This window comes from Nocardioides donggukensis, from assembly GCF_014842875.1.
Classification (GTDB): domain Bacteria; phylum Actinomycetota; class Actinomycetes; order Propionibacteriales; family Nocardioidaceae; genus Nocardioides; species Nocardioides donggukensis.
Genome location: NZ_JACYXZ010000002.1, coordinates 105613 through 127365, shown reverse-complemented (window position 1 = coordinate 127365; position 21753 = coordinate 105613). Strand labels below are relative to the sequence as shown.

20 protein-coding genes and 1 riboswitch are annotated in these 21753 nt (G+C 73.4%); of the genes, 2 read left to right on the top strand and 18 right to left on the bottom strand.

Annotated elements, in window-relative coordinates; genetic code table 11:
• Positions 1-26: 26 nt before the first annotated feature.
• The 4 genes from IE331_RS06950 to IE331_RS06935 all read right to left on the bottom strand — a co-directional run bounded on the left by IE331_RS06950 (position 27) and on the right by IE331_RS06935 (position 5628).
• Positions 27-2153, bottom strand: a complete 2127-nt coding sequence (locus tag IE331_RS06950; RefSeq protein ID WP_192141996.1) for an acyltransferase family protein — start codon at positions 2151-2153, stop codon at positions 27-29.
• Between the two features lie 157 nt (positions 2154-2310).
• Complete coding sequence (locus tag IE331_RS06945) at positions 2311-3546, bottom strand: hypothetical protein (RefSeq protein ID WP_192141994.1); 1236 nt, start codon at positions 3544-3546, stop codon at positions 2311-2313.
• 95 nt (positions 3547-3641) lie between these two features.
• Positions 3642-4664, bottom strand: a complete 1023-nt coding sequence (locus tag IE331_RS06940; protein ID WP_201931344.1) for a GNAT family N-acetyltransferase — start codon at positions 4662-4664, stop codon at positions 3642-3644.
• 64 nt (positions 4665-4728) lie between these two features.
• Positions 4729-5628: an alpha/beta hydrolase gene (locus IE331_RS06935; RefSeq protein ID WP_192141992.1), complete on the bottom strand. Its 900-nt coding sequence runs from the start codon at positions 5626-5628 to the stop codon at positions 4729-4731.
• A gap of 97 nt (positions 5629-5725) precedes the next feature.
• Between IE331_RS06935 and IE331_RS06930 the strand changes: the two genes are divergently transcribed.
• On the top strand, positions 5726-6829 hold the full coding sequence (locus tag IE331_RS06930) for an HpcH/HpaI aldolase/citrate lyase family protein (protein WP_192141990.1): 1104 nt from the start codon (positions 5726-5728) through the stop codon (positions 6827-6829).
• Position 6830: 1 nt separating this feature from the next.
• Positions 6831-7715 (top strand): HpcH/HpaI aldolase/citrate lyase family protein, encoded by an 885-nt coding sequence (locus tag IE331_RS06925; protein ID WP_192141988.1) that lies wholly within the window; start codon positions 6831-6833, stop codon positions 7713-7715.
• Between the two features lie 19 nt (positions 7716-7734).
• On the opposite strand, the gene IE331_RS06920 is transcribed toward IE331_RS06925, so the two are convergent.
• The 14 genes from IE331_RS06920 to IE331_RS06855 all read right to left on the bottom strand — a co-directional run bounded on the left by IE331_RS06920 (position 7735) and on the right by IE331_RS06855 (position 21733).
• Positions 7735-9594 carry a penicillin-binding transpeptidase domain-containing protein gene (locus tag IE331_RS06920; protein ID WP_201931341.1) on the bottom strand — a complete coding sequence of 620 codons (1860 nt, stop codon included), beginning with the start codon at positions 9592-9594 and terminating at the stop codon, positions 7735-7737.
• 490 nt (positions 9595-10084) lie between these two features.
• Entirely contained in the window at positions 10085-10852 is a 768-nt protein-coding gene (locus IE331_RS06915; RefSeq protein ID WP_192141986.1) for an enoyl-CoA hydratase-related protein, read from the bottom strand.
• A gap of 32 nt (positions 10853-10884) precedes the next feature.
• Entirely contained in the window at positions 10885-11448 is a 564-nt protein-coding gene (locus IE331_RS06910; protein WP_192141984.1) for a flavin reductase family protein, read from the bottom strand.
• A complete protein-coding gene (locus IE331_RS06905; RefSeq protein WP_192141982.1) occupies positions 11445-12797 on the bottom strand; it encodes a serine hydrolase domain-containing protein in 1353 nt (450 codons plus the stop codon). The genes IE331_RS06910 and IE331_RS06905 overlap by 4 nt, the downstream gene beginning before the upstream one ends.
• Complete coding sequence (gcvP, locus tag IE331_RS06900) at positions 12794-15658, bottom strand: aminomethyl-transferring glycine dehydrogenase (protein WP_192141980.1); 2865 nt, start codon at positions 15656-15658, stop codon at positions 12794-12796. Before gcvP ends, IE331_RS06905 begins: the two co-directional genes overlap by 4 nt.
• 93 nt (positions 15659-15751) lie before the next feature.
• Positions 15752-15868, bottom strand: a riboswitch (glycine riboswitch).
• A 27-nt stretch (positions 15869-15895) separates the two neighbouring features.
• Positions 15896-16492: a MerR family transcriptional regulator gene (locus IE331_RS06895; RefSeq protein ID WP_318646807.1), complete on the bottom strand. Its 597-nt coding sequence runs from the start codon at positions 16490-16492 to the stop codon at positions 15896-15898.
• A gap of 228 nt (positions 16493-16720) precedes the next feature.
• Positions 16721-17191 (bottom strand): bifunctional nuclease family protein, encoded by a 471-nt coding sequence (locus tag IE331_RS06890; RefSeq protein ID WP_192141976.1) that lies wholly within the window; start codon positions 17189-17191, stop codon positions 16721-16723.
• A gap of 85 nt (positions 17192-17276) precedes the next feature.
• Complete coding sequence (ftsR, locus tag IE331_RS06885; protein WP_192141974.1) at positions 17277-18008, bottom strand: transcriptional regulator FtsR; 732 nt, start codon at positions 18006-18008, stop codon at positions 17277-17279.
• 3 nt (positions 18009-18011) lie between these two features.
• On the bottom strand, positions 18012-18551 hold the full coding sequence (locus IE331_RS06880; RefSeq protein ID WP_192141972.1) for an FHA domain-containing protein: 540 nt from the start codon (positions 18549-18551) through the stop codon (positions 18012-18014).
• 57 nt (positions 18552-18608) lie between these two features.
• On the bottom strand, positions 18609-19031 hold the full coding sequence (gene gcvH / locus IE331_RS06875) for a glycine cleavage system protein GcvH (RefSeq protein WP_192141970.1): 423 nt from the start codon (positions 19029-19031) through the stop codon (positions 18609-18611).
• A 40-nt stretch (positions 19032-19071) separates the two neighbouring features.
• A complete protein-coding gene (locus tag IE331_RS06870) occupies positions 19072-19845 on the bottom strand; it encodes a DUF881 domain-containing protein (RefSeq protein ID WP_192141968.1) in 774 nt (257 codons plus the stop codon).
• Positions 19838-20170 carry a small basic family protein gene (locus tag IE331_RS06865; protein WP_192141966.1) on the bottom strand — a complete coding sequence of 111 codons (333 nt, stop codon included), beginning with the start codon at positions 20168-20170 and terminating at the stop codon, positions 19838-19840. Before IE331_RS06865 ends, IE331_RS06870 begins: the two co-directional genes overlap by 8 nt.
• Positions 20167-21060 (bottom strand): DUF881 domain-containing protein, encoded by an 894-nt coding sequence (locus IE331_RS06860; RefSeq protein WP_192141964.1) that lies wholly within the window; start codon positions 21058-21060, stop codon positions 20167-20169. Before IE331_RS06860 ends, IE331_RS06865 begins: the two co-directional genes overlap by 4 nt.
• Position 21061: 1 nt before the next feature.
• On the bottom strand, positions 21062-21733 hold the full coding sequence (locus IE331_RS06855) for a CDP-alcohol phosphatidyltransferase family protein (RefSeq protein WP_404821740.1): 672 nt from the start codon (positions 21731-21733) through the stop codon (positions 21062-21064).
• Between the last annotated feature and the right edge of the window lie 20 nt (positions 21734-21753).

The window sequence follows — 21753 nt, the reverse complement described above, 5'->3', positions numbered from 1 at the left end:
CAGGACCGACTCGCCGGACCCGCCGCCTATCGGTCGCCCTCGGGCACCGCTCCGGAGGCCACCAGCTGCTCGAGGAGATCCTCGCGGACGTGGCGTGCGATCGTGCCGGTGATGTGGTCCCCCACCCGCCACACCACGCGGCCGTCGAGGATCGGTGCGCAGAGGGGCGCCCCCGGACACACCGCCGCGTTCACGTCCAGCGTCGAGACGTCGTTGCGGCCGACCGCGAGGGCGTCGTAGAAGCTGTCCACGATCGGCGCCTCGGCTGGAGGGACCACCGCGCAGTCGACCAGCTTCTCGGCCCGGGCCAGGCAGTCCAGGGGGTCGGGTCCGCCCACCCCGTAGCCGTCGGTGCCCATCACCGTGCGCACGAGGACCGTCCGCGCGCCGAGCTCCGAGACCTTGTCGACGGTCCGCTTCGTCGTCTGCTCGAGCATCTGGATCAGCGGCAGGTCGCCGCCCTGGGTGTCGACCACCCGACCGCCCCAACGCTTCCGCTGGGTGCGCTCCTGCGCCGCCAGCACCACCACGTCGGGCTCGAGCGCCGGCAGCGTCTCGTCGTAGAAGCCCTCGGTCGCCTCCCGGCACTGCTTCTCGTTGAGGTTCGCCGCGTTGAGGTTGATCACCCCGTCCTGCCACGGGCACGACGAGACGATGTTGTAGGAGAGCCGCCAGCCCTGGTCCTCCGCGAGCGCCCGGAAGGCAGGAGCGAGCATCCGGGCGTGGCTGTCCCCGACCAGGACCACGGAGAGCCCGTCGCCGTCGAGCACCTCGCACGCCTCGGGATCCTCGGGTGTGCACCACTGGTCGTCGGGTCCCCGGTCGAGGGCGATCTTCTCGAAGTCGAGGCCGGAGGGGACCGCCCGGTCCAGCCGGTCGGCGCGGCCGGCGAGCGCCTCGGCGCTGCCGGCGGCGTCCCCGCCGACGGCCTGCGTCGCGGCCGGACGACGGTCCGTCTCCAGCACCGGCGGCACGATGAACAGGGCCACCAGGACGCCGGAGACCAGGCCGCCGAGAGCGATCGGCCACCCCCACCCCGGCAGGATCCGCACCCGGCGGATGGGCCCCTCGAAGACGTCCTGCGACAGCGCGGCGAGCGCGGTGGCTCCGACCGCCGCCAGGACCGCCAGCACCCACGGCGGGATGTCGAAGAGCATCCCGGTGATCAGCACGATCGGCCAGTGCCAGAGGTAGGTGCTGTAGGAGATCTTCCCGAGGTAGACCGGTGCCCGGCGGGCCAGCAGGCGGCCGGTGGCCGACCCGGGGACGAGGAAGACGCCGCCGATCGCGGCCACCGAGGCGAGGGTCGCCAGCAGTCCCCGGTGCGAGGCCGAGACGTCCACGAGTCCGCTGGCCAGCAGCAGCAGGCCCAGCACACCCGCTGCCCCCGTCGTGCGCCCGACCAGCTGCCACGCCGCCCGTCCCTCGAGCCGTCCGCCCCACCACACCAGCAGCATCGAGAGGGCCGCGCCGGCGAGCAGCTGGTAGAGCCGGGCGTCGGTGCCGTAGTAGGCGCGGGTCGGGTCGACCGAGGCCCAGTGGACCTGGGCCGCCACCGAGACCAGCCCCAGGGCGAGCACGGCGACGAGAAAGCCGCGGCGGGTGGCGCGGACCCGGACCAGCAGGAGGAGCAGCAGCGGGTAGACGACGTAGAACTGCTCCTCGATCGACAGCGACCAGTAGTGCAGGAACGGGCTGCGGTCGGTCTCCGCCGCGAAGTAGTCGTTGGCCTCGGCGACGAAGTTCCAGTTGGCGAGGTAGACCAGCGCCGCCTGCGCGTCCCGCACCAGCTCCAGCCGCTGGGGCTGGGAGGCGACCAGGACGTAGAGGAACGAGGTGGCCAGGGCCACGAGCAGGGCGGCCGGCAGGAGCCGGCGCACCCGCCGCGCGAAGAAGGCCCCCAACCGGAGGCCTCCGGTCGCGTCGATCTCGGAGATCAGGACACCGGTGACCAGGAAGCCCGACAGCACGAAGAACAGGTCGACGCCGATGAATCCGCCGCCGACGGCCGCCGACCCGGAGTGGAAGATGACGACCGCGTAGACCGCGATCGTGCGCAGCCCGTCCAGCTCGGGCCGGTAGCCCCACTCCCGGTCACGGGTGGGGCCCCCGGAGGTCGCGCTGGTCGCGCGCGCATGCGTGCCGGCCGGCATGATCGTGCCTTCCCATCGGTGTGTCTGAGCGGGAGAGGACCGCGGGCGGTCGTCCGAGGTGGCGCCCATCCTAGGGCTTCGAGCGGTTGGCCCTGTCGGTCCGGGGAACCGGGCCGCTCACCTTCACCGGGCCCATCACCGGGCCATCACCGGGCCATCACCGGCGCCCGCGTCGGGCCCGCCGGGCCAGCGCCGCGGCCAGGTCAAGTGTGGAGGCCTGCTCCAGGGCCGTCCGGACCGGGGCCGCGGGCGGCTCGGTCTCGGCCGGGACGTCACTCAGCACCCGGTGCACGGCGAAGCCGGTCAGCCGGGCGGCCAGATCGGCCGGGATCAGGACCGGCCGAGCCGCCTCGTCGTCGGGGATCGTCCGGGCCGGCTCGCAGAGGCTCGCCGGATCGCCGATGACGCGGACCCCGGAGGACTCCAGGACGGCCTGCCGCTCGGCGTCGAGCTCGGCGACCCGCTCCGTGACCCACGCGGGCAGCACCAGAGGCCGGTCGTCCGGCCCGCGCTTGTGTCGGCGGATGAAGCGCAGCACCTGCCGCTTGAGACCGCCGTAGTAGAACTCCGGGTCCCAGCCGCGCCTCTCGGCGACCTCGTCGAGGGAGCGGACCAGCTCGGCCTCGGAGAGCGACAGGGAGAAGTTGGCCTGGGGCGTGGCCCGGTCCAGCATCCCCTCCGGCAGCCCGAGCATGCCCTCGAAGAGCCGGGGCAGGTAGGACCGGTCACCCTCGCGGGACACGATGACGCTCACCCGTCCGGGGGCCGCGGCCGACCAGCGCCGGATCATGCCGTCGAGGTCGTGCTGGTGCCAGAAGTGCCGGTGGTGGGCCTCCTCCTCGGATCCGTGCAGCACGATCCGCAGCCAGTCGTCGAAGGAGACCATGCCCTGCTGCTTGCGGACCCGCTGCTGCCACTGGGACGGCAGCAGCCGGCCGAGCGGTCGGGCCACCATCACGACGTGGACGTCCTCGTCGCCGAGGTCCCGGACGGTCCGCGCCGCCTGCTCGTCGTCAGCCACCGCGAACGTCTCGTTGCTCACGCAGACGCGGACGTCGCCGGCGGCCCTGACCTCCGCGGCCAGCTCCGCCCAGGAGAACGGGTCGGCGCTGCCGTCCCCGTCGTCCCCGTCGTCCCCGTCCGTGGCGTCCTCCGCCGCGGCCTGCTCGGCCCGACGGGCGTCGACACGGGCCGTCAGGCCCCGGGCGGGGCGACCGACGGCCTCGCGCACCGCGGTCTTGGAGCGCCACCCCTCGCCGGGGTACAGCACTCCGTGCTGCGCGACCTCGTCCCGCAGCTGGGCCAGCGCGGACTGCAGGAACGTGGTGCCCGTCTTCGGGGGCCCGATGTGGAGCAGGCGGGCGCCGGGGGGCAGGAGGTGGTCGTCGTACATGCTGAAAAGACGTCCCATCATCTGGTGGTCGCGGATTGCCCGGGTCCGGTGCCGGAACCCGCCGGGCAGGACCCCCCAGGTGCCCGACCCGGCCATCATAGGGGCCGGTCGGGGTCCCGTCGGATCGCGTCCCGGACGTCGCGCTGGAAGTCCAGCATCCGCCCCACCACGCGGTAGCCGAGGAGCTCGTTGACCGCGACCATGTGCGCGTTGCTCTCGGCGTTCCAGGTGTCGAACTGCTCGAGCCGGGGCTCGACCTCACGCAGCCACAGCAGCATCTCGGTCTTCAGCAGCAGCCCCAGCCGGTGCCCGCGGTGGTCGCGGGCCACCGCGGTGTCGTGCTGCTCTCCCAGGTGCGGGCGCTCGCCCTCCACCACGACCACGGTGTGCCCCGCCGGGGCGCCGGTGCCGCGGTGCCGCGCCAGGACCCGGTGCAGGACCCGTCCCTGGCCGATCATCGCCGTCTCGTAGTCGCGCACCCGCGCCGGCGGGAAGACCTCGTCCTCGATGTCGAGGTCGTCGGTCGGCGCGTCGTTGATCGCGGCGGTGATCTCGGCGAGGGCTGCGAGGTCCTCGTCGGGGGTGGCGCCGGTCCGCCGCACCAGCTCGTAGTCCGCGGCCGCGGCCGCGGCCTCCGCGTGCAGCGACTCGACCCGGGCCCAGTCGACCTCGGCCATCACCTGGCGGCGCACCACCTCCGCGGACCGGCGCACCAGCCCGTGCGCGGCCGCGAACGGCTCGCAGGGGGCGGTGTCCCACCCGTCGACGCCGATGCTGGTCCGGCCCTCGCTCCGCGCCCGCTCCTCCATGGCGCACAGCAGCTCCGTGCCGTGCCCACGACGACGGCGGTCGGGGTGGACGCCGATCCACAGCCAGGCCAGGTGCAGGTTGTCCCAGGTGCTGGTGGAGTACTCCGCGTAGCCGACCGGGGTGCCGTCGGCGTACCCGAGGAAGCCGAGCGGCGGCTCCCCGTCCCAGCCGTGCCGCAGCCATCCGGCGGCCTCGGTCGGGGTCATGGGCGGCATCCACGGGCTGTCGACCTCGCGGCCGGCGTTGGTGAGCGAGACGTACGCCGCCACGGCGGTGCCGTCGTCCGGACCGAACGGTCGGATCTCCATGCCCCGAGCCTGCTCCGTGTCGGCGCCCCCGCGCCACTGGTTTCCGCTCTCCCGGGCCGAGCGCTCAGCCGAGGACGCGGCGCAGGAAGTCCACCTGGGTGGCGACCGACTGCTCGAACGACCGGCCGGAGTAGATGTCGAAGTGACCGCAGGGCAGCGAGAGCGTCTCCGCCCGGTCCCCCAGCAGCCTGGCCACCTCGTGGACGGCGGCCACCGGCGCGATGTTGTCCTTGGCCGCCACCACGAGCAGGACCGGGGAGGTCACCCTGGTGGCCCAGCGGACCGGACGGTTCGCCGCGATCCGCAGCACCCCGCGGCCGCACATCTCGTTGCGGAACGTGGGACCCATGATCGTCCGGTAGCCGCGCAGGGCGCCCGGTGCGGAGATCACCGCCTCCGAGCCGGGCTCGCCGACGATCGGCACCAGGTGCGGCCGGCGCCGGGTCATCGCGCGTCCGCAGTCGCGGAGCCCGGCTGCGGTGAGCGCGAGCGCCTTGCCCGTTCCGGACGTCTCGCGCACCCCGAGCAGGGCGGCCAGCCCGTCCATCGCGGCGCCCTGGCTGATGACCGCCCGCACGGAGGGGTCCTGCGCGGCCACGACGATCACGTGGCCGCCGGAGTAGGAGCTGCCCCAGACCACGATCCGCTCGGCGTCGACGCCCGGGAGCGCCCGGGCGGCACCGATGGCCGCGTGGTAGTCCTCGCGGTGCCGGCGGTGGTCGACGTCCTGGCGTGGGGAGCCCTCGGAGGTGCCGAAGCCGCGGTAGTCGAAGAGGACCACGTCGCAGCCGGCGGCGGCGAACCGCTCCGCGAACGGCAGCAGCCCCGCGTCCCGGGTGGCGCCGAACCCGTGGCCCATCACCACGCAGGGCCGGCCGTGGCCGGTCGTGAGGGCCGAGCTCGTGGCGGCGACGTGCCAGGCCTCGCACCGGGTGCCCCGGCTCTCGAACGTGATCGTGTCCACGTGTGTGGTTCGTCACCCTCGACGACCCGGATGGGCGCCGGTCCGGCGTGGCACCGGTCATACCGGGGCGGCCGGGACGGCTGCTAGTTTCCGACCCATGCCCAGCTCCTCACGCAGTGCCAAGGACTTCTTCGCCCCGCTCGCCGTGGGCGCCCCGGCCCCGGTCCGCGAGGTGCCGGCCCGGCCCTCCCGGGCGATCCACTTCTTCGACCCCTCCAACGAGAAGATGGCCGCCAAGATCCCGCAGATGGTCGGCACCGTGGACGTCCTGCTCGGCAACCTCGAGGACGCGGTCAAGGCCGACAACAAGCTCGCCGCCCGTGAGGGCCTGGTGCGGATCGGCCGGGACACCGACGGGCTGGGCGGGCCGGGCGGCACCACCCAGCTCTGGACCAGGATCAACTCCCTCGACAGCCCCTGGGCGCTCGACGACCTGACCACGCTGGTCCCCGCGATCGGGCACCGGCTCGACGTGATCATGGTCCCGAAGGTGCAGGGAGCCGAGGACATCCACTACGTCGACCGGCTGCTGGCCCAGCTCGAGGCCCGGGCCGGCCTGGAGCGGCCGATCCTCGTGCACGCGATCCTCGAGACCGCCCGCGGCGTCGCCAACGTCGAGGAGATCTGCGGCGCCTCGCCGCGGATGCAGGGCCTCTCGCTCGGCCCGGCCGACCTGGCCGCAGACCGGCGGATGAAGACCACCCGGGTCGGCGGCGGCCACCCCGGCTACCTGGTCCGTCAGGACCCCCCGACGTCGGCCGACGGCGCCGCGGACGTCGGCGCGGACCGGACGACGTACCAGCAGGACCTGTGGCACTACACGATCGCCCGGATGGTCGACGCCTGCGCCATGCACGGCATCTACCCCTACTACGGCCCGTTCGGCGACATCGCCGACGTCGTCGCGTGCGAGGACCAGTTCCGCAACGCGTTCCTGCTCGGCTGTGTCGGCACCTGGTCGCTGCACCCGAAGCAGATCGCCATCGCCAACAAGGTGTTCTCCCCCAGCGTCGAGGACATCCGGCACGCCCGCCGGGTGGTCGCGGCCATGGGCGACGGCACCGGCGCGGTCATGCTCGACGGGAAGATGGAGGACGACGCCTCGCTCAAGCAGTGCCTGGTCCTGGTCGACCTGGCCGAGGAGCTGGCCGCGATCGACCCCGAGCTGAAGAAGCAGTACGACGCGATCGAGGAGGGCTGAGATGACCGACGGCACCCTCTTCCGGCCGCGCCGCTCCGTGCTCTACATGCCCGCCTCCAACGAGCGGGCGCTGGAGAAGGCCAAGACCCTCCCCTGCGACGCCCTGATCCTCGATCTCGAGGACGCCGTCGCACCGGACGCCAAGCCGGCCGCCCGCGACGCCGCCTGCGCCGCCGTCGGGTCCGGGGCCTACGGTCGCCGCGAGCTGACGATCCGGGTCAACGGCGCCGAGACCGAGTGGCACGCCGACGACCTGGCCGCGGCCTGCGCGGCCGGCCCGGACGCGATCGTGGTCCCCAAGGTGAGCTCCGCCGACGAGGTCCGCACGCTGGTGGCCGCGATGGCCGAGCACGGCGCCCCCGAGTCCACCTCGCTGTGGGCGATGGTCGAGACCCCGGTCGCGATGCTGCACGCGGAGGAGATCGCCGCCGCCTCCGACCGGCTCACCGTGCTGGTGATGGGCACCAACGACCTCGCGAAGGAGCTGTACGCCGAGCACGTGCCGGGCCGGCAGCCGCTGCTCACGGGGCTGTCGCTGGCGCTGCTCGCGGCCCGGGCCACGGGCACGGCGATCGTCGACGGCGTCTACAACGACGTGAAGGACACCGACGGCTTCCTCGCCGAGTGCCGACAGGGCCGGCAGATGGGCTTCGACGGCAAGACCCTGATCCACCCCGGGCAGGTCGACGGCGCCAACCGGGCCTTCGCCCCGTCGCCGGAGGCGGTCGAGGACGCCCGCGGGATCCTGCAGGCCTGGGAGGAGGGTGCCGGCTCCGGCGTGGTGACCTACCGCGGGCGGATGATCGAGAACCTGCACGTCGAGTCCGCGCAGCGGATCCTGACCATGCACGAGGCGATCACGGCGCTCGAGGCCGACCAGGGCTGATCCCCGGTCGGCGCCCCGGTCAGCGGGCCGCGCGCAGGAACCGCTCGAGGATCGGACCGGAGGTCTGCGACCCCGACCGGCCGGTCTCGACGAACACCGCCACGGCCAGGTCTCCCTGGTGGGCGATCAGCCAGGTGTGGGTCGGCAGCGGGGTGCCGGTGCCGTACTCGGCGGTGCCGGTCTTGGCCCCCACCGGGGCGCCGGGCACGTCGGCCAGGAAGCTCGCGCTGCCCTCGGTGACCACGGCCCGCATCATCGCCCGCAACGCACCCGCCTCGGCGCCGGTCAGCGGCTGCGAGGGGTCGACACGCTCGACGTCGACGTCGGGCAGGAGCCGCGGGAGCACGGCCCGCCCCTCGACGACCGACGCGGCCACGGCGGCCATCGCCAGGGGCGAGGCCTGCACCGTGCCCTGCCCGATGAGTGCCGCCGCCTTGCCCGTCTCCGAGCCCGGGGCCGGGACCGTGCCGAAGAAGGCCGGGAAGCCGACGTCGTGGTCGACGCCGACGCCGAGGGCGGCCGCCGCAGCCGCCAGGTCCTTCCCGGTCAGCCGGTCGGACTGCGAGATCAGTGCGGTGTTGCACGAGTTGGCCACAGCGGAGCGCAGGGGGATCCGGCCCAAGGCACTCGCCGGGTAGTCGTCGTAGTTCGTGAACCGCTTGCCGTCCACGGTCACCGACGGAGTGCAGGGCACGGGGTCCCCGGGCCCCACGCCGGCCCGCAGCAGCGCGAGCGCGGAGACCACCTTGAACGTCGAGCCCGGGGCGTACTGCCCGAACGTCGCGGTGTTGAGGCCACCCGACCCGGGTCCGCTGGCCGCGGCCACGATGTCACCGGTCGAGGGTCGCAGGGCCACCAGCGCGCTGGCCGGGCCGGTCGCCGAGAGCGCCTGCTCGGCCTGCGTCTGGAGCCGGACGTCGAGCGTCGTGCGCAACGGCTCGCCGTTCTGCTCGTCCGCGGTGAACAGCACCCGGTCCTCGGTGCCCCCGGCGGCCTGGACCCGGATCCCGTCCTGCCCGGCGAGACGCTCCTCGTAGCGCGCCTGCAGCCCGGACAGCCCCACCACGTCACCCGCCTCGACGGCGCCGTCGGACTCCTCGACGATCTCGGCGGTGGCCGGTCCGACCCGACCCAGGAGGGGCGCCGCGAACTCGCGCGTGGGGGCCAGCGGCATCTCGGTGCCGATGCCGACGGCTCCCTTGATCCTCCTCAGCCGGGCCCCGTCGACCTGCCGGGCGTCGTCGGCACGCAGGACGATGGCCTCCACGAACGCCTTCTCCCCGGCCTTCTCGACCCGGGCGGCGTAGGGAGCCGCCGCCACGTCGAGCAGCGCCGCCAGTGCCCTCGCGGAGGCGACCGCACGGGCCGGCCGGACCCGCGTCCTGTCGATCCCGAAGCGCACCACCGACCGGTCGGTGACGATCGGCCGGTCCCCCGCCCCGACGATGTCGCCGCGGCGGGCGTCGAGGGTGTCGACCCGGAGCCGCTCGTCGGCGGTCAACGACGGCTCGACGAGCGAGGCGTCCCACACGACCCGCCAGGTCTCCCCCTCGCGCGTCAGCTCCGCCTGCGTGTCGTAGCGCCAGGCCTCCCCCGGCGTCTCCCACTCCCAGCTGAGCGTCGCCGTGGCGGTGTCGTCCTCGGTCTCCACGCCGCCCGCCGTCACCGTGGCTGCCAGGTCGGGCAGGATCCGCTCCAGCGCCTCCTGGTCCGCGCCGGGCACACCCTCGACTTGGCGGGCGGTCAGGGCGCTCGCCAGCTCGCCGGCCAGCGCAGCGGCGCCCTCGTCGGACACGTCGTCGGCGCCGTCGTCGCTCGACGTGCAGGCGGCCGCTGAGAACAGCATCAGCACCAGCAGGGTGGTCGTGCGTGCCCGCACCGGGACCTCCTCCGAGTCGACAGGTCGGGGACGATCCTAGAGGGCGGTCCGGGTGCAGGGGTTTCGACTCGCTCGCTGCGCTCGCGGCTCAACCACCGGGGGTGCAGGGGCTTCGACTCGCTCGCTGCGCTCGCGGCTCAACCACCGGGGGGGTGCGGGGGTTTCGACTCGCTCGCTGCGCTCGCGGCTCAACCGCCGGGAGGGGTTTCGACTCGCTCGCTGCGCTCGCGGCTCAACCACCGGGAGTGCAGGGGTTTCGACTCGCTCGCTGCGCTCGCGGCTCAACCGCCGGGGGTGCGGGGGTTTCGACTCGCTCGCAGCGCTCGCGGCTCAACCACCGGGGGTGCAGGGGTTTCGACTCGCTCGCTGCGCTCGCGGCTCAACCACCGGGAGTGCAGGGGCTTCGACTCGCTCGCTGCGCTCGCGGCTCAACCACCGGGAGTGCAGGGGTTTCGACTCGCTCGCTGCGCTCGCGGCTCAACCGCCGGGCTCAACCACCGGGGTCGAAGGTCGGCTTCTCCTTGGCCAGGAACGACCGGACGCCCTCGTGGAAGTCGGGGCCGGTGTAGACCTCGGCGAGCAGCTCGGCGTCCGAGGCCGGCGAGGCCTCCAGGTGCAGCGCCCGGGCGGTGAGCTGCTGCTTGGTGGCCCGCAGCGTCACGCCGGAGGCGGCCAGCAGCCCGGTGACCAGCCCGTCCACCTCGACGTCCAGGTCCTCGGTGACCGAGGCCAGCGCGCCCGCGGCGTACGCCCGGTCGGCGCCCACCAGGCGGGAGGTCAGCAGCATCTCGCGGGTGAGCGACTCGCCGAAGACGGTCGCGCAGCGGTAGACGACGGAGGCGGACAGGGCGTTCCCCAGCGTCCGGGCGATCGGGTACCCGAACCGGGAGCCGGGCGTGGCCACCCGCAGGTCGCAGTGGGTCGCCACCGCCAGCCCGCCGCCGACGCAGACCCCGTCGATCGCGGCCACCGTGACCTGGGGCAGCGCGAACAGCTCGCCCAGCAGCTCGCGGATCCAGGTCTCGTAGGCGACCGCGTCGGCCTCGACGAAGTCGGAGATCTCGTTGCCGGCGGCGAACGCCCGGCCGCCCGCGCCGCGCAGCACCAGGACCCGGGTCCCCCGGTCCTCCCGGAGCTCCGCGCAGAGCTCCCGCAGCCCGGCGTACATCTCGCGGGTGAAGGCGTTGTGCCGCGCGGGCCGGTCGAAGGTGACCTCGACGACCCGGTCGGTCCGGTGGATGGCCAGCTCAGGGGTCACGGCGACGAGGGTACGGCGCGTGGCCGGCGCGGTCAGCGGGTGGTGCGGTACTCGCCACGGTGGAAGAGCAGCGGAGCGGGCGGGCGGCCCGAGGCGTCCGGGTGCAGGTCCATGTCCTGGACCCGCCCGATGACGACGTAGTGGTCGCCGGCCTCGTGCACGGCGTGGACGGTGCAGTCGACGTGCCCGACGGTGCCCTCGAAGAGCGGGGAACCGGTCCGCGAGGGCGACCACGGCAGGCCGGCGAACTTGTCGGCGCCCCGACTGGCCATCACCGTCGCCAGCTCCTCCTGGTCGGCGGCCAGGAAGTTGACGCAGAACACCCCGGCCCGCTGCATCACCGGCCAGGCACGGGAGGTCCTGGCCGGGCTGAACATCACCAGCGGCGGGTCGAGCGAGATGCTCGCGAAGGACTGGCAGGTCATCCCGACCGGCTCCCCGCGCGAGACCGCGGTGACCACCGTGACGCCGGAGCAGTAGCCACCGAGCACGTCGCGGAACCGCAGGGCGGCCTCCCGCGCCTCCTCCGAGCCGGCGACGTCGGTGGACTCCCCCGGGCGGAGCTCGAAGTCGAAGGAGCCGAGGAAGGCGTTCACGGGTGCCCGCCCGGGATCGGGGCGTCCGGGTCGTAGGGCACCCGGGTGAGGACGAACGTGGCGACGTCGAGGTGCGAGACCGAGCCGTCGTCCCGGCGCACCACGTCGACCGGCTCCCCGGTGTGGTAGCCGCCGGTGCCGACGACACGACCGTCGCGGACCCCGAACCGCCACGACTCCAGCTCGCCTCGGCGGGCCACGACCTCCTCGCCCTCGAGGGAGAACGTCATCGCGGTGTTGCCCCAGTACCAGACGCCCAGCAGCGGCTCGAGCGGCGGCGGCACTCGCGTCGCCGGCGTCCACGGCGCGGGCACGGCGGGCTCGGAGGACTCCAGCTCCTCGAGCAGGTCCCGCCCCAGGGCCGGCAGCGAGGGACCCGTGGTGGCGTTGGCGAAGGCCACGCAGCCGGTCCCGCGGCGCCGGTCGACCAGGCAGGTCGCCAGGAAGCCCGGCATCGACCCGCCGTGCCCGACCAGGGTGCCGGAGCCGCCGGGGCCGCCCGTCGTGAGCTGGAAGCCGAGCCCGAAGCCGCCCCCGAGGCCGTCGGCCTGGTCCCCGGACTGCACGTGCGCCGCCCGCCGCAGGTCGTCGAGCGAGAGCACGTCGGGGTGGCCGGCGACGAGGAAGGCGGCGTACGTCGCGAGGTCGGCGACCGTGGACCAGAGCTGCCCAGCCGGTGCCATCGCCCCGGTGTCGGTGGCGGGCTCCTCGGTGAGGGTGCCGGCCCACGGGTGCACGCTGTAGCCCTGGGCGGCGGGCCCCTCGGGGAGGTACGACGTCCGGCCCATGCCCAGCGGCCCGAGGACCTGGTCGCGGACGCAGTCCCACCAGGGCGCGTCGTGGAGCCGGGCCGCCACCTCGCCGAGCAGTCCGTAGCCGAGGTTGGAGTAGTGCAGCTGCTGCCCTGGCGGCAGCACGGACGGCACCCCCGCGTGGGCGGCCGCGAGTCGCTCGAACGAGATGCCCGCCGAGCGCTCCCACCAGTCGCCCACGGGCTCGGCCCGGAGGCCCGCCGAATGCGACAACAGCGTCCGCACGGTGGCGCGGCCGGTCGCTCCGTCCGCGAGCTCGTCGAGCACGGACCCGACGGTGTCGTCGAGGCCGAGCCGCCCCTCGCGCACCAGCCGGTGGACCAGCACCGCGGTCATGGTCTTGGTGATCGACCCGATCCGGTACTGCACGTCGGTCGGGTCGTCGCCCGGCACCGCGCCGTACCCGTCCGCCCAGGCCAGGCCGCCGTCGCGGATCAGCCCGGCCACGACGGACGGGGCCCGGCCGGCGACCTGCTCCCGGGCCAGCCGGGCCCGCAGCCGGTGCGCGGTCGGGCCGTGGACCGGGGCGGGGCTCACTCGAAGGCCTCCGGCGGCGGGCAGGCGCACACGAGGTTCCGGTCGCCGTAGGCCTGGTCGACGCGCGCGACGGGCGGCCAGTACTTGTCCGGGTCGAGGCCGGCGGGGAAGACCGCCTCCTCGCGGGAGTAGGCGCGGTCCCAGTCGTCGACGAGCGCGCGCGCCGTGTGCGGGGCGCCGCGCATCGGCGACCCCTCGGAGCTCCACTCCCCCGACGCCACCCGGTCGATCTCGGCCCGGATCGCGATCATCGCGTCGCAGAAGCGGTCCAGCTCGGCGAGGTCCTCGGACTCGGTCGGCTCGACCATCAGCGTCCCCGCGACCGGGAACGACATCGTCGGCGCGTGGAACCCGTAGTCGATCAGGCGCTTGGCGACGTCGTCGACGCTGACGCCGGTCTCCTTGGTCATCGGCCGCAGGTCGAGGATGCACTCGTGGGCCACCAGCCCGCCGTGCCCGCGGTAGAGCACCGGGAAGTGCTCGGCGAGCCGCTGCGCCACGTAGTTGGCGGCCAGGACCGCGACCGCGGTGGCCCGGGTCAGGCCGCTGGCCCCCATGAGCCGGACGTAGGCCCAGGAGATCGGCAGGATCCCGGCCGAGCCGTACGGCGCGGAGCTGATCGGGCCGATCCCCTCCCGGTGGTCGGCGAGCGGGTGCATCCCGTGCGAGGGCAGGTACGGCGCGAGGTGCTCGCGGACCGCCACCGGCCCGACCCCCGGTCCGCCCCCGCCGTGCGGGATGCAGAACGTCTTGTGCAGGTTGAGGTGGGACACGTCGCCGCCGAACTCGCCCGGCCGGGCGTAGCCCATGAGCGCGTTGAGGTTGGCGCCGTCGACGTAGACCTGGCCGCCGTGCGAGTGCACGGTCTCGCACAGCTCGGTGATGGTGTCCTCGTAGGCGCCGTGCGTCGAGGGGTAGGTGACCATGATCGCGGCCAGGTCCTCGGCGTGCTCCTCGCACTGGGCGTGCAGGTCGGCCAGGTCGACCGAGCCGTCCTCGCCGGCCTTGACCACGACCACCCGCATCCCGGCCATGACCGCCGAGGCGGCGTTGGTGCCGTGCGCCGAGGAGGGGATCAGGCAGACGTCGCGGGCCGGCTCGCCGTTGGCGCGGTGGTAGCCGCGGATCGCGAGCAGGCCGGCGAGCTCGCCCTGCGAGCCGGCGTTCGGCTGGATCGAGACCCGGTCGTAGCCGGTGACCTCGGCCAGCCAGCCCTCCAGGTCGGCCACCAGCTGGTGGTAGCCGGGAGCGTCCTCGGCGGGCGCGAACGGGTGCAGGTCGGCGAAGCCGGGCAGGCTGACCGGCTCCATCTCGGTGGTCGCGTTGAGCTTCATCGTGCAGGAGCCGAGCGGGATCATCCCCCGGTCCAGGGCGTAGTCGCGGGCCGAGAGCCGGCGCAGGTAGCGCAGCATCGCGGTCTCACTGTGGTGGCTGGAGAAGACCTCGTGGGTGAGGTACGGCGTGGCCCGGCGCAGGTCGTCGGGCAGGCAGTCGGCGACCGTCCGGTCGAGGTCCTCAAGGTCCGCGGTCGCGCCGAAGGCCCGCAGGACGCTGGCGATCGTGGACCGGGTGGTGGTCTCCGAGGTGGAGAGTCCGACGTGGTCCTCGTCGACCAGCCGCAGGTGCAGGCCGTGGCTGCGGGCGGCGGCCACGACGGCGCCGGCCCGGCCGGGCACCCGCACGGTCAGCGTGTCGAAGAACTGCTCCTGGGTGACCTCGAGTCCGGCCCCCGTCAGGGCGGCGGCCAGCACCGCGGCGTACCGGTGTGCCCGGGCCGCGATCGTCCGGATCCCCTCGGGTCCGTGGTAGACCGCGTACATCGAGGCCACCACCGCGAGCAGCACCTGCGCGGTGCAGATGTTGGAGGTGGCCTTGTCCCGACGGATGTGCTGCTCACGGGTCTGGAGCGCCAGCCGGTAGGCGGGCCGGCCCTCGGCGTCGACGGACACGCCGACCAGCCGGCCCGGCAGGTGCCGCTCGAGCCCGGCGGCCACGGCCATGAACCCGGCGTGCGGTCCCCCGTAGAACAGCGGGACGCCGAACCGCTGGGAGGAGCCCACGACGACGTCGGCGCCGAGCTCGCCGGGGGCCTCCAGCAGCGCGAGCGCGAGCAGGTCGGCGGCGACGACGGCCAGGCCGCCCCGCTCGTGGACGGCCTCGATCACCGGCCGCGGGTCGAGGATCCGGCCGGATGTGCCGGGGTACTGGACCAGCACGCCGCAGACGTCGCCCTCGGGGAGACCCTCGGTGAGATCGTGGACCAGCACCTCGATGCCCATCGCCTCGGCCCGGGTGCGGACCACCTCGATGGTCTGCGGCAGCGCGTCGGCATCGATGACGAACGGGCCGGAGGCCTTGCGGTTGGCCCGCCGGACCAGCGTCATCGCCTCGGCGGCGGCGGTGCCCTCGTCGAGCAGGGAGGAGTTCGCCGTCGGGAGGCCGGTTAGGTCGCCGACCATGGTCTGGAAGTTGAGCATGGCCTCGAGCCGGCCCTGCGAGATCTCCGGCTGGTACGGCGTGTAGGCGGTGTACCAGCTCGGGTCCTCGAGCACGTTGCGCCGGATCACGGCGGGGGTCAGCGTGCCGTGGTAGCCGAGCCCGATCATCGCCTCGGCGGGGCGGTTGGCGTGCGCGAGGTCGCGCAGCTCCTGCGCGGCGGCCGCCTCGGTCACCGGGCCGGGCAGCGCCAGCTCCCCGGTGCTGCGGATGCCGGGCGGGACGGCCGCGGACATCAGCTGCTCGAGGGAGTCGAAGCCGACCCGCTCCAGCATCGTGGCGACGGCCTCCTCACCGGGGCCGATGTGCCGGGTGGCGAAGGGGTGTGCGCGGTCGAGCTCGGACAGCGTGGGGTGGTCGGACACGGGGACTCCGTCAGGCGTCAGGCAGCAGAGGCGTCGTACAGGTCGCCTCCCCCTCTGTCGCCTCCCGCCGTCGGCGGGCTGCTCCAGAGTTGCCAGCTCCGCACGGTCCTTGGCGCCTGAGAGGTTCCGGGGAGGGGTTGCCCCTTCGGCGCTCCGGCCCGGGCCGGCAGATCTCACCGGCCCCGGTGGAGACTCTCCCGTGCGGGATTGTCAGCGCTGCCGAATCTACCAGCCGGGTCAGCCGGTCCGGCGGGAGGCGCGACGCGCGGCGAGCTCGTCGCTGGCCCGGTCGCCCGTGCCGCCGTCCTCGGAGTCGGGCTCCGCGGCGCGCTCGCTGGGCAGCGCCGCGAGCGAGCCCTCGATCTCGCGCCAGACCCCGCCGATGGCGATGCCGAAGACGCCCTGGCCGCCCTGGAGCAGGTCGATGACCTCGTCGTTGCTGGTGCACTCGTAGACCGACGCGCCGTCGCTCATGAGGGTCACCCGGGTCAGGTCGTCGGTGCCGCGCTGCCGCAGGTGCTGCACCGCGGTGCGGATCTGCTGCAGGGAGATGCCGGCGTCGAGCAGGCTCTTGATGACCTTGAGGATCAGGATGTCGCGGAAGGAGTAGAGGCGCTGGGAGCCGGAGCCGGACGCGTTGCGCACGGTCGGCTCGACCAGCCCGGTGCGGGCCCAGTAGTCGAGCTGGCGGTAGGTGATGCCTGCGGCGTTGCACGCGGTCGGGCCGCGGTAGCCGAGGTCGCTGGGCAGGGGCGAGACGTCGTCGGTGAAGAGCAGCCCCTGCTCCTCGGCGAGTCCTGCCGCCTCGGCTGAGGCCGCCTCGGCCTGGTCCACCGATCCGGTTTCGTTCACTCCCACGTCGACCCTCCGGTCATCTACTCCGCTGCGCGTAACCCCTGAGGGGGAAGGTCGTCACGGTGCCGGGATCCTGCGGTGGCAACCACAACGGTGGAGTTACAGCGAAGACACTCCACGGTAGGCCCCGGCCCGGGGCCGGTCAACGAGCGCGACGGGCGTGTCGCAACCCTCAACCTCCACTTGAGGGTGAGGGTGACCGGTCGGTCAGCCCTTGCTCTCGAAGTCCTCGGGGGTGACGTGGTCGAGGAACTCCCGGAACTTCTCCACCTCGTCCTCCTGCTCCTCGGGGACCGCCAGCCCGGCCTCGTCGAGGACGTCCTCGGCGCACACGATCCGGGACCCGGTGCGCAGCGCGAGCGCGATCGAGTCGGACGGGCGGGCGCTCACCTCCACCCCCGACCCCAGGACCAGGGCGGCGAAGAAGACGCCGTCGGCCATGTGGGTGATCCGGACCTCGGTGAGCTCGTTGCCGGTCTCCTCGATGACGCTCTTGAGCAGGTCGTGGGTCAGCGGGCGCGGCGGCACCACGCCCTGCTGGGCGAAGGCGATCGCGGTGGCCTCGACCGCGCCGATCCAGATCGGGAGGTAGCGCTCCCCCGTGACCTCCCGCAGCAGGACGATCGGCTGGTTCGACGGCATCTCGACCCTGACCCCGATGACATCCACTTCACGCATGCGCCCACCCTACTCCCGGCCCGGGCGCCGGACACAGGGCTCCGCGACGCCCGCCGCCAGGGGCCAGCCGCGGTCGGCGGAGGGGTCAGCGGGGGGCCCGCAGGCCGGCCTTGACCAGCGTGGCGTGCAACTTGACCGACAGTGCCGCGATCTCCGCGACGGTCTCCTCCGCCCGCGCGGAGGCAGCCGTGTCGCGCCCCCGGGCCAGCGGCGCGACGACCTGCTGGACCAGCCCGACCTCGCGGTCCGCGGCGGTCTTGAACGCCCGCAGGTGGCGCGGCTCGAAGCCGTAGCCGGCCAGCTCGGCGGCGGCGTTGGCCACGACCAGGGCATCGGCGTCGAAGTGACCCGTGCGGCTGGGGGTGAGCAGGCCGTAGGTCTCGAGCTGGCCGAGCAGCTCCTCGTCGATCTCGGCCACCTTGAGCAGCTCCTTGCGGGAGAGCCGCAGGTCGGAGGCGGCGGTGAACGAGCTCGCGGAGGGCAGCCCGTCGGTGGCCAGCGCCACCTGGGGCACGGTCGGCACCACCCCCTCGATCGCCGGCGGCTCGAGGCCCCGGTCGATGGCGTCGAGGTGCTCGCCGATGACCTTGAGCGGCAGGTAGTGGTCGCGCTGCATCCGCAGGATGTAGCGCAGCCGGTCGACGTCGGCGGCGGAGAACTTGCGGTAGCCCGCCGCCGTCCGCTCCGGGTGGATCAGCCCCTTGTCCTCGAGGAACCGGATCTTGGGGATCGAGACGCCGGGGAAGTCCGTGCGCAGCTCGGCGAGGACCTCCCCGATGTTCTTGCGTCCCCGTGCCGATGCCGCGGGCGAGGACATCCCTCAGCCGTTCCCTCGTGCGTGGCTGGCGAAGTAGACCAGGCGGTACTTGCCGATCTGGACCTCGTCACCGTCCTGGAGGCTGACCTCGTCGATGCGGTCCCGGTTGACGTAAGTGCCGTTGAGGCTGCCCACGTCGCTGACGGTGTAGCCGCCCGACGTACGCCGGAAGTCGGCGTGGCGTCGAGAGACGGTGACGTCGTCGAGGAAGATCTCGCTCTCCGGGTGCCGCCCGGCGGTGACCAGGTCGGCGTCGAGGAGGAACCGCGAGCCGGCGCTGGGCCCGCGCTGCACGACCAGCAGGGCGTGGCCGGGGGGAAGGGCGTCGACGGCCGCGGAGTCGGCGGGGTTCAGGTCCCGCTCGCCGGTCTCGGTCTTCTCGCTCTTCTCCGGCGCGCCGAAGGTGATGGTGGCGGTCGACTCGACCTGCGGCTCGCCCCCGTGAGCGGCGCCGCCCTCGGCGGGCACCAGGCGGTGTCCGCACTGCGCGCAGAACCGGGCGTCATCGGGGTTCTGCTTGCCACAATTGGTGCAGAACGGCATGGAGCATCCTCCGGCTAGACTCTCAACCCTCAGTCGAGGTTGACGGTTACAAACCTATCAGCCGCCGAGTGAGGACTGATAGGCATCGGCCCCCATCAGGGCGTCCAGCTCGGAGCTGTCGCTCGGGACCACCTCGAACAGCCAGCCACCGGCGTACGGGTCGCTGTTGACCAGCTCCGGCGTCGCGTCCAGACCCTCGTTGCGGGCGACCACCTGTCCGGAGACGGGGGCGTAGATGTCGCTGACCGACTTGGTCGACTCCAGCTCGCCGACCGTGCTGCCCGAGGTGACCTGCTCCCCCACCTCGGGCAGGGAGACGTAGACGATGTCGCCCAGGGCGTCCTGGGCGTAGTGGGTGATGCCGATGCGCACCGAGCCCTCGGCCTCGCCGGGCGTGCGCACCCACTCGTGCTCGCTGGAGTACTTCAGGTCGTCGGGGTACACGGCGTCTCCTTCGGGTGCGGTCGCCTGATCGCTCATCGGGTTGGTGGGCAGGCTACTGCGCCACCTCCGCGCCGCACTACTCCCCCTCGCGGGGCTCGGCGAACCGCTGGTCGACGGCCTCCACGGTGGACTCGATGAGGACCGCGTCCAGCTCCTCGAACGATACCGTGCCGCCGCGGTCCTCGACGCTCTCGCGCGGGCCCTGCGGGAAGTCGAGTGAGCCGGCCAGCGTGGTCGGCTCCCCGATCACGTCGATCACGTACGGCGGCTCCACCTCCTGGCCGTCCAGCGAGATCCCGGTGACGATGTCCTCCACGGAGGTCTGCGCCACGACCCGGATCCGGTCGTTGAACTCCATCGCCTCCGCACCCGCGGCGCGCAGCTCCTGGATGATGTCGAGCAGGGTCTCGCTGTCCACCTCGCCGCGCTCGTCGGTGATCGTCATGCGGATGCCGGGGCCGGTCGTCGGCACGGTGCCGGCCAGGATGCTCAGCGTCGCCGACTCCTCGCGGGCCAGGTCCAGCGCGGCCTGCCGGCTCTCGGTGCTCGAGCGCAGGTCGTCGCGGGTCTCGGTGAGCCGGTCGATCTCGTTCTCCGCGCGCTCGGTGCTGGCCGCGAGCCCGTCGAAGACCCGGATCAGGTCGGACTGGCGCAGGCCGGTGAAGTCGTCGTCGCGCTCGGTGGACTGCACCTGGGTCATCGCCGCGAACCCGACCATCGCGAGCAGCACGGCCACGACGGCCTGGGCGCGCGACGGCCCGGACCGCAGGGCGGCCAGCAGCCGCTCGCGGCCGGAGCGCTCCTCGCTCGGCCGGTCGGGCCGGTCAGGCTGGTCAGGCTGGTCAGGCATGGAACAGGTGCCTCCGGATGGCCGCGGCGTTGGAGAAGATCCGGATGCCCAGCACCACGATCACGCCGGTCGAGAGCTGTCCGCCGACGCCGAGCTTGTCCCCCAGGTAGACGATGGAGGCGGCGATGACCACGTTGCTGAAGAACGAGACCACGAAGACCTTGTCGTCGAAGATCCCGTCGAGGTAGGCGCGGAGCGCGCCGAACACCGCGTCCAGGGCCGCCACGACCGCGATCGGGAGGTAGGCCTCGAGCCAGAGCGGCACGTCCGGCTGGAGCAGGAGCCCCAGGACGACGCCGACCAGCAGTCCGAGCGCTGCGATCACGGTGTCTCCTCGATCTTGGGTGCGTTCTCGTCCGCGAGCTGCACCGCCGAGCGCAGCGTCGGCTGCCGCGCGGCCGGAAGCGACAGGTTCTGCGCGTTCTCCATGGTGAACTCGAGACCAAAGGTACGCACCAGCGCGTACCACGCCGCACCCGAGCCCGCCTCGGCGAACCGGGCCTGGAGCGTGTTCGGGCTCCCGACGGCCAGCACCTGGTACGGCGGACGGAGCGGCTGGGTGCGGATGTGGATCGCGCCGTTGACGTTGCGGATCGGGCTGATGCCGGTCAGCCGCTGTCCGTTGACGGCGATCGCCTCTGCCCCGGCGGTCCACAGACCGTTCGCCAGGATCGCGAGGTCCTCGTCCCGGACGATCCCGTCGCTGGTCCCGTCCGGGGAGTCGTCGACGGTGATCCGCACACCCGGGCCGCTCACAGGGGCGTAGCCGGTGGTGCCGGCCAGCAGCAGCTGGCGCGCGGACACGGTCCGCTCCTGGGTGATCACCCGCTCCCGGGCATCGGCGAGCTCGCCGTTCTCGGTGCGCAGGTCGCTGATCCTGCCCTGTGCGGCCCGCAGGTCGTCGCGACGCCCGTTGACCTGGTCGATCAGCTCGACCCGCCCGGCCTCGGCCACCTCGGCGTTGCGGGAGGTCTGGACCGCGGCCGTGACGATCAGGAGCCCGAAGATCGCCACCACCACGGCCGCCGTGCGGTGCGGCAACCGGGTCGCGGCCGGCTCCCCCGACGCGGCGCGCTGCTGGGCGACCTGCTGGTACTCCTCGTCCAGGGCCCCGGTGGTGATGCGGTCCAGCAGCGGCATCCGGATCCGGTCGGTGACGTCGTCGGGGGCGCCACTGCCGGGCGCGACCCGTCGCTCCTGGTCGGTCCCGGCCATCTCAGCCGTCCCCCGGGTCGGATCCGTCGTCGCCCTTCGGGCGCGCGGGCCGACGCTCGGTCTCCGCCAGCAGTCTGCGCACCTGCCAGGCGTAGAGCATGCCGGCCCACCAGTAGAGCCCGATCCCCCAGAAGGCGAACGACCAGCCGAAGACCTCGGCCAGCGTGGCCACCGTGCCCTCGCCGTCACCGAGCAGCAGCAGCGGGAAGGCGTAGAGCAGGTTGAACGTGGCCGCCTTGCCCAGGAAGTGCACCGGGAGGGCGCTGTAGCCACGGGTCCGCAGGATCGGCACCAGACCCCACAGCAGGAGGTCGCGCAGCGGCAGCAGCAGGGCGACCCACCAGGGGATGATGTCGCGCAGGGCGAGCCCGACGACCACCGCGAGGATGTAGAGCCGGTCCGCGACCGGGTCGAGGATCTCCCCGAGGGTGGAGTACTGGTCGAGCCTGCGGGCGAGGTAGCCGTCGAGGTAGTCGGTGACGCCGGAGACCATGAGCAGCACGAGCGCCCAGCCGTCCCACTCCGGGCCCAGGACGAGCCACAGGAACACCGGCACACCCGCCAGCCGGGCCATGCTCAGCAGGTTGGGCACCGTCCAGACGCGACGGCTGCTCGAGGTGTCCTGCACGTCCTGGTGACCAACTCTCTGCGAAGCTCGGCTGACGCGAGTCACCCTAGCCGCCACCGGGGCGG

Excerpts from the sequence above, each read along its gene's own strand:
- IE331_RS06940 (WP_201931344.1), bottom strand. The coding sequence starts at position 4,664 with ATGGAGATCCGACCGTTCGGTCCGGACGACGGCACCGCCGTGGCGGCG.
- ftsR (WP_192141974.1), bottom strand. The coding sequence starts at position 18,008 with ATGTCCTCGCCCGCGGCATCGGCACGGGGACGCAAGAACATCGGGGAG.
- IE331_RS06945 (WP_192141994.1), bottom strand. The coding sequence starts at position 3,546 with ATGTACGACGACCACCTCCTGCCCCCCGGCGCCCGCCTGCTCCACATC.
- IE331_RS06870 (WP_192141968.1), bottom strand. The coding sequence starts at position 19,845 with ATGCCTGACCAGCCTGACCAGCCTGACCGGCCCGACCGGCCGAGCGAG.
- IE331_RS06890 (WP_192141976.1), bottom strand. The coding sequence starts at position 17,191 with ATGCGTGAAGTGGATGTCATCGGGGTCAGGGTCGAGATGCCGTCGAAC.
- IE331_RS06950 (WP_192141996.1), bottom strand. The coding sequence starts at position 2,153 with ATGCCGGCCGGCACGCATGCGCGCGCGACCAGCGCGACCTCCGGGGGC.
- IE331_RS06880 (WP_192141972.1), bottom strand. The coding sequence starts at position 18,551 with ATGCCGTTCTGCACCAATTGTGGCAAGCAGAACCCCGATGACGCCCGG.
- IE331_RS06925 (WP_192141988.1), top strand. The coding sequence starts at position 6,831 with ATGACCGACGGCACCCTCTTCCGGCCGCGCCGCTCCGTGCTCTACATG.
- gcvH (WP_192141970.1), bottom strand. The coding sequence starts at position 19,031 with ATGAGCGATCAGGCGACCGCACCCGAAGGAGACGCCGTGTACCCCGAC.
- IE331_RS06930 (WP_192141990.1), top strand. The coding sequence starts at position 5,726 with ATGCCCAGCTCCTCACGCAGTGCCAAGGACTTCTTCGCCCCGCTCGCC.
- IE331_RS06860 (WP_192141964.1), bottom strand. The coding sequence starts at position 21,060 with ATGGCCGGGACCGACCAGGAGCGACGGGTCGCGCCCGGCAGTGGCGCC.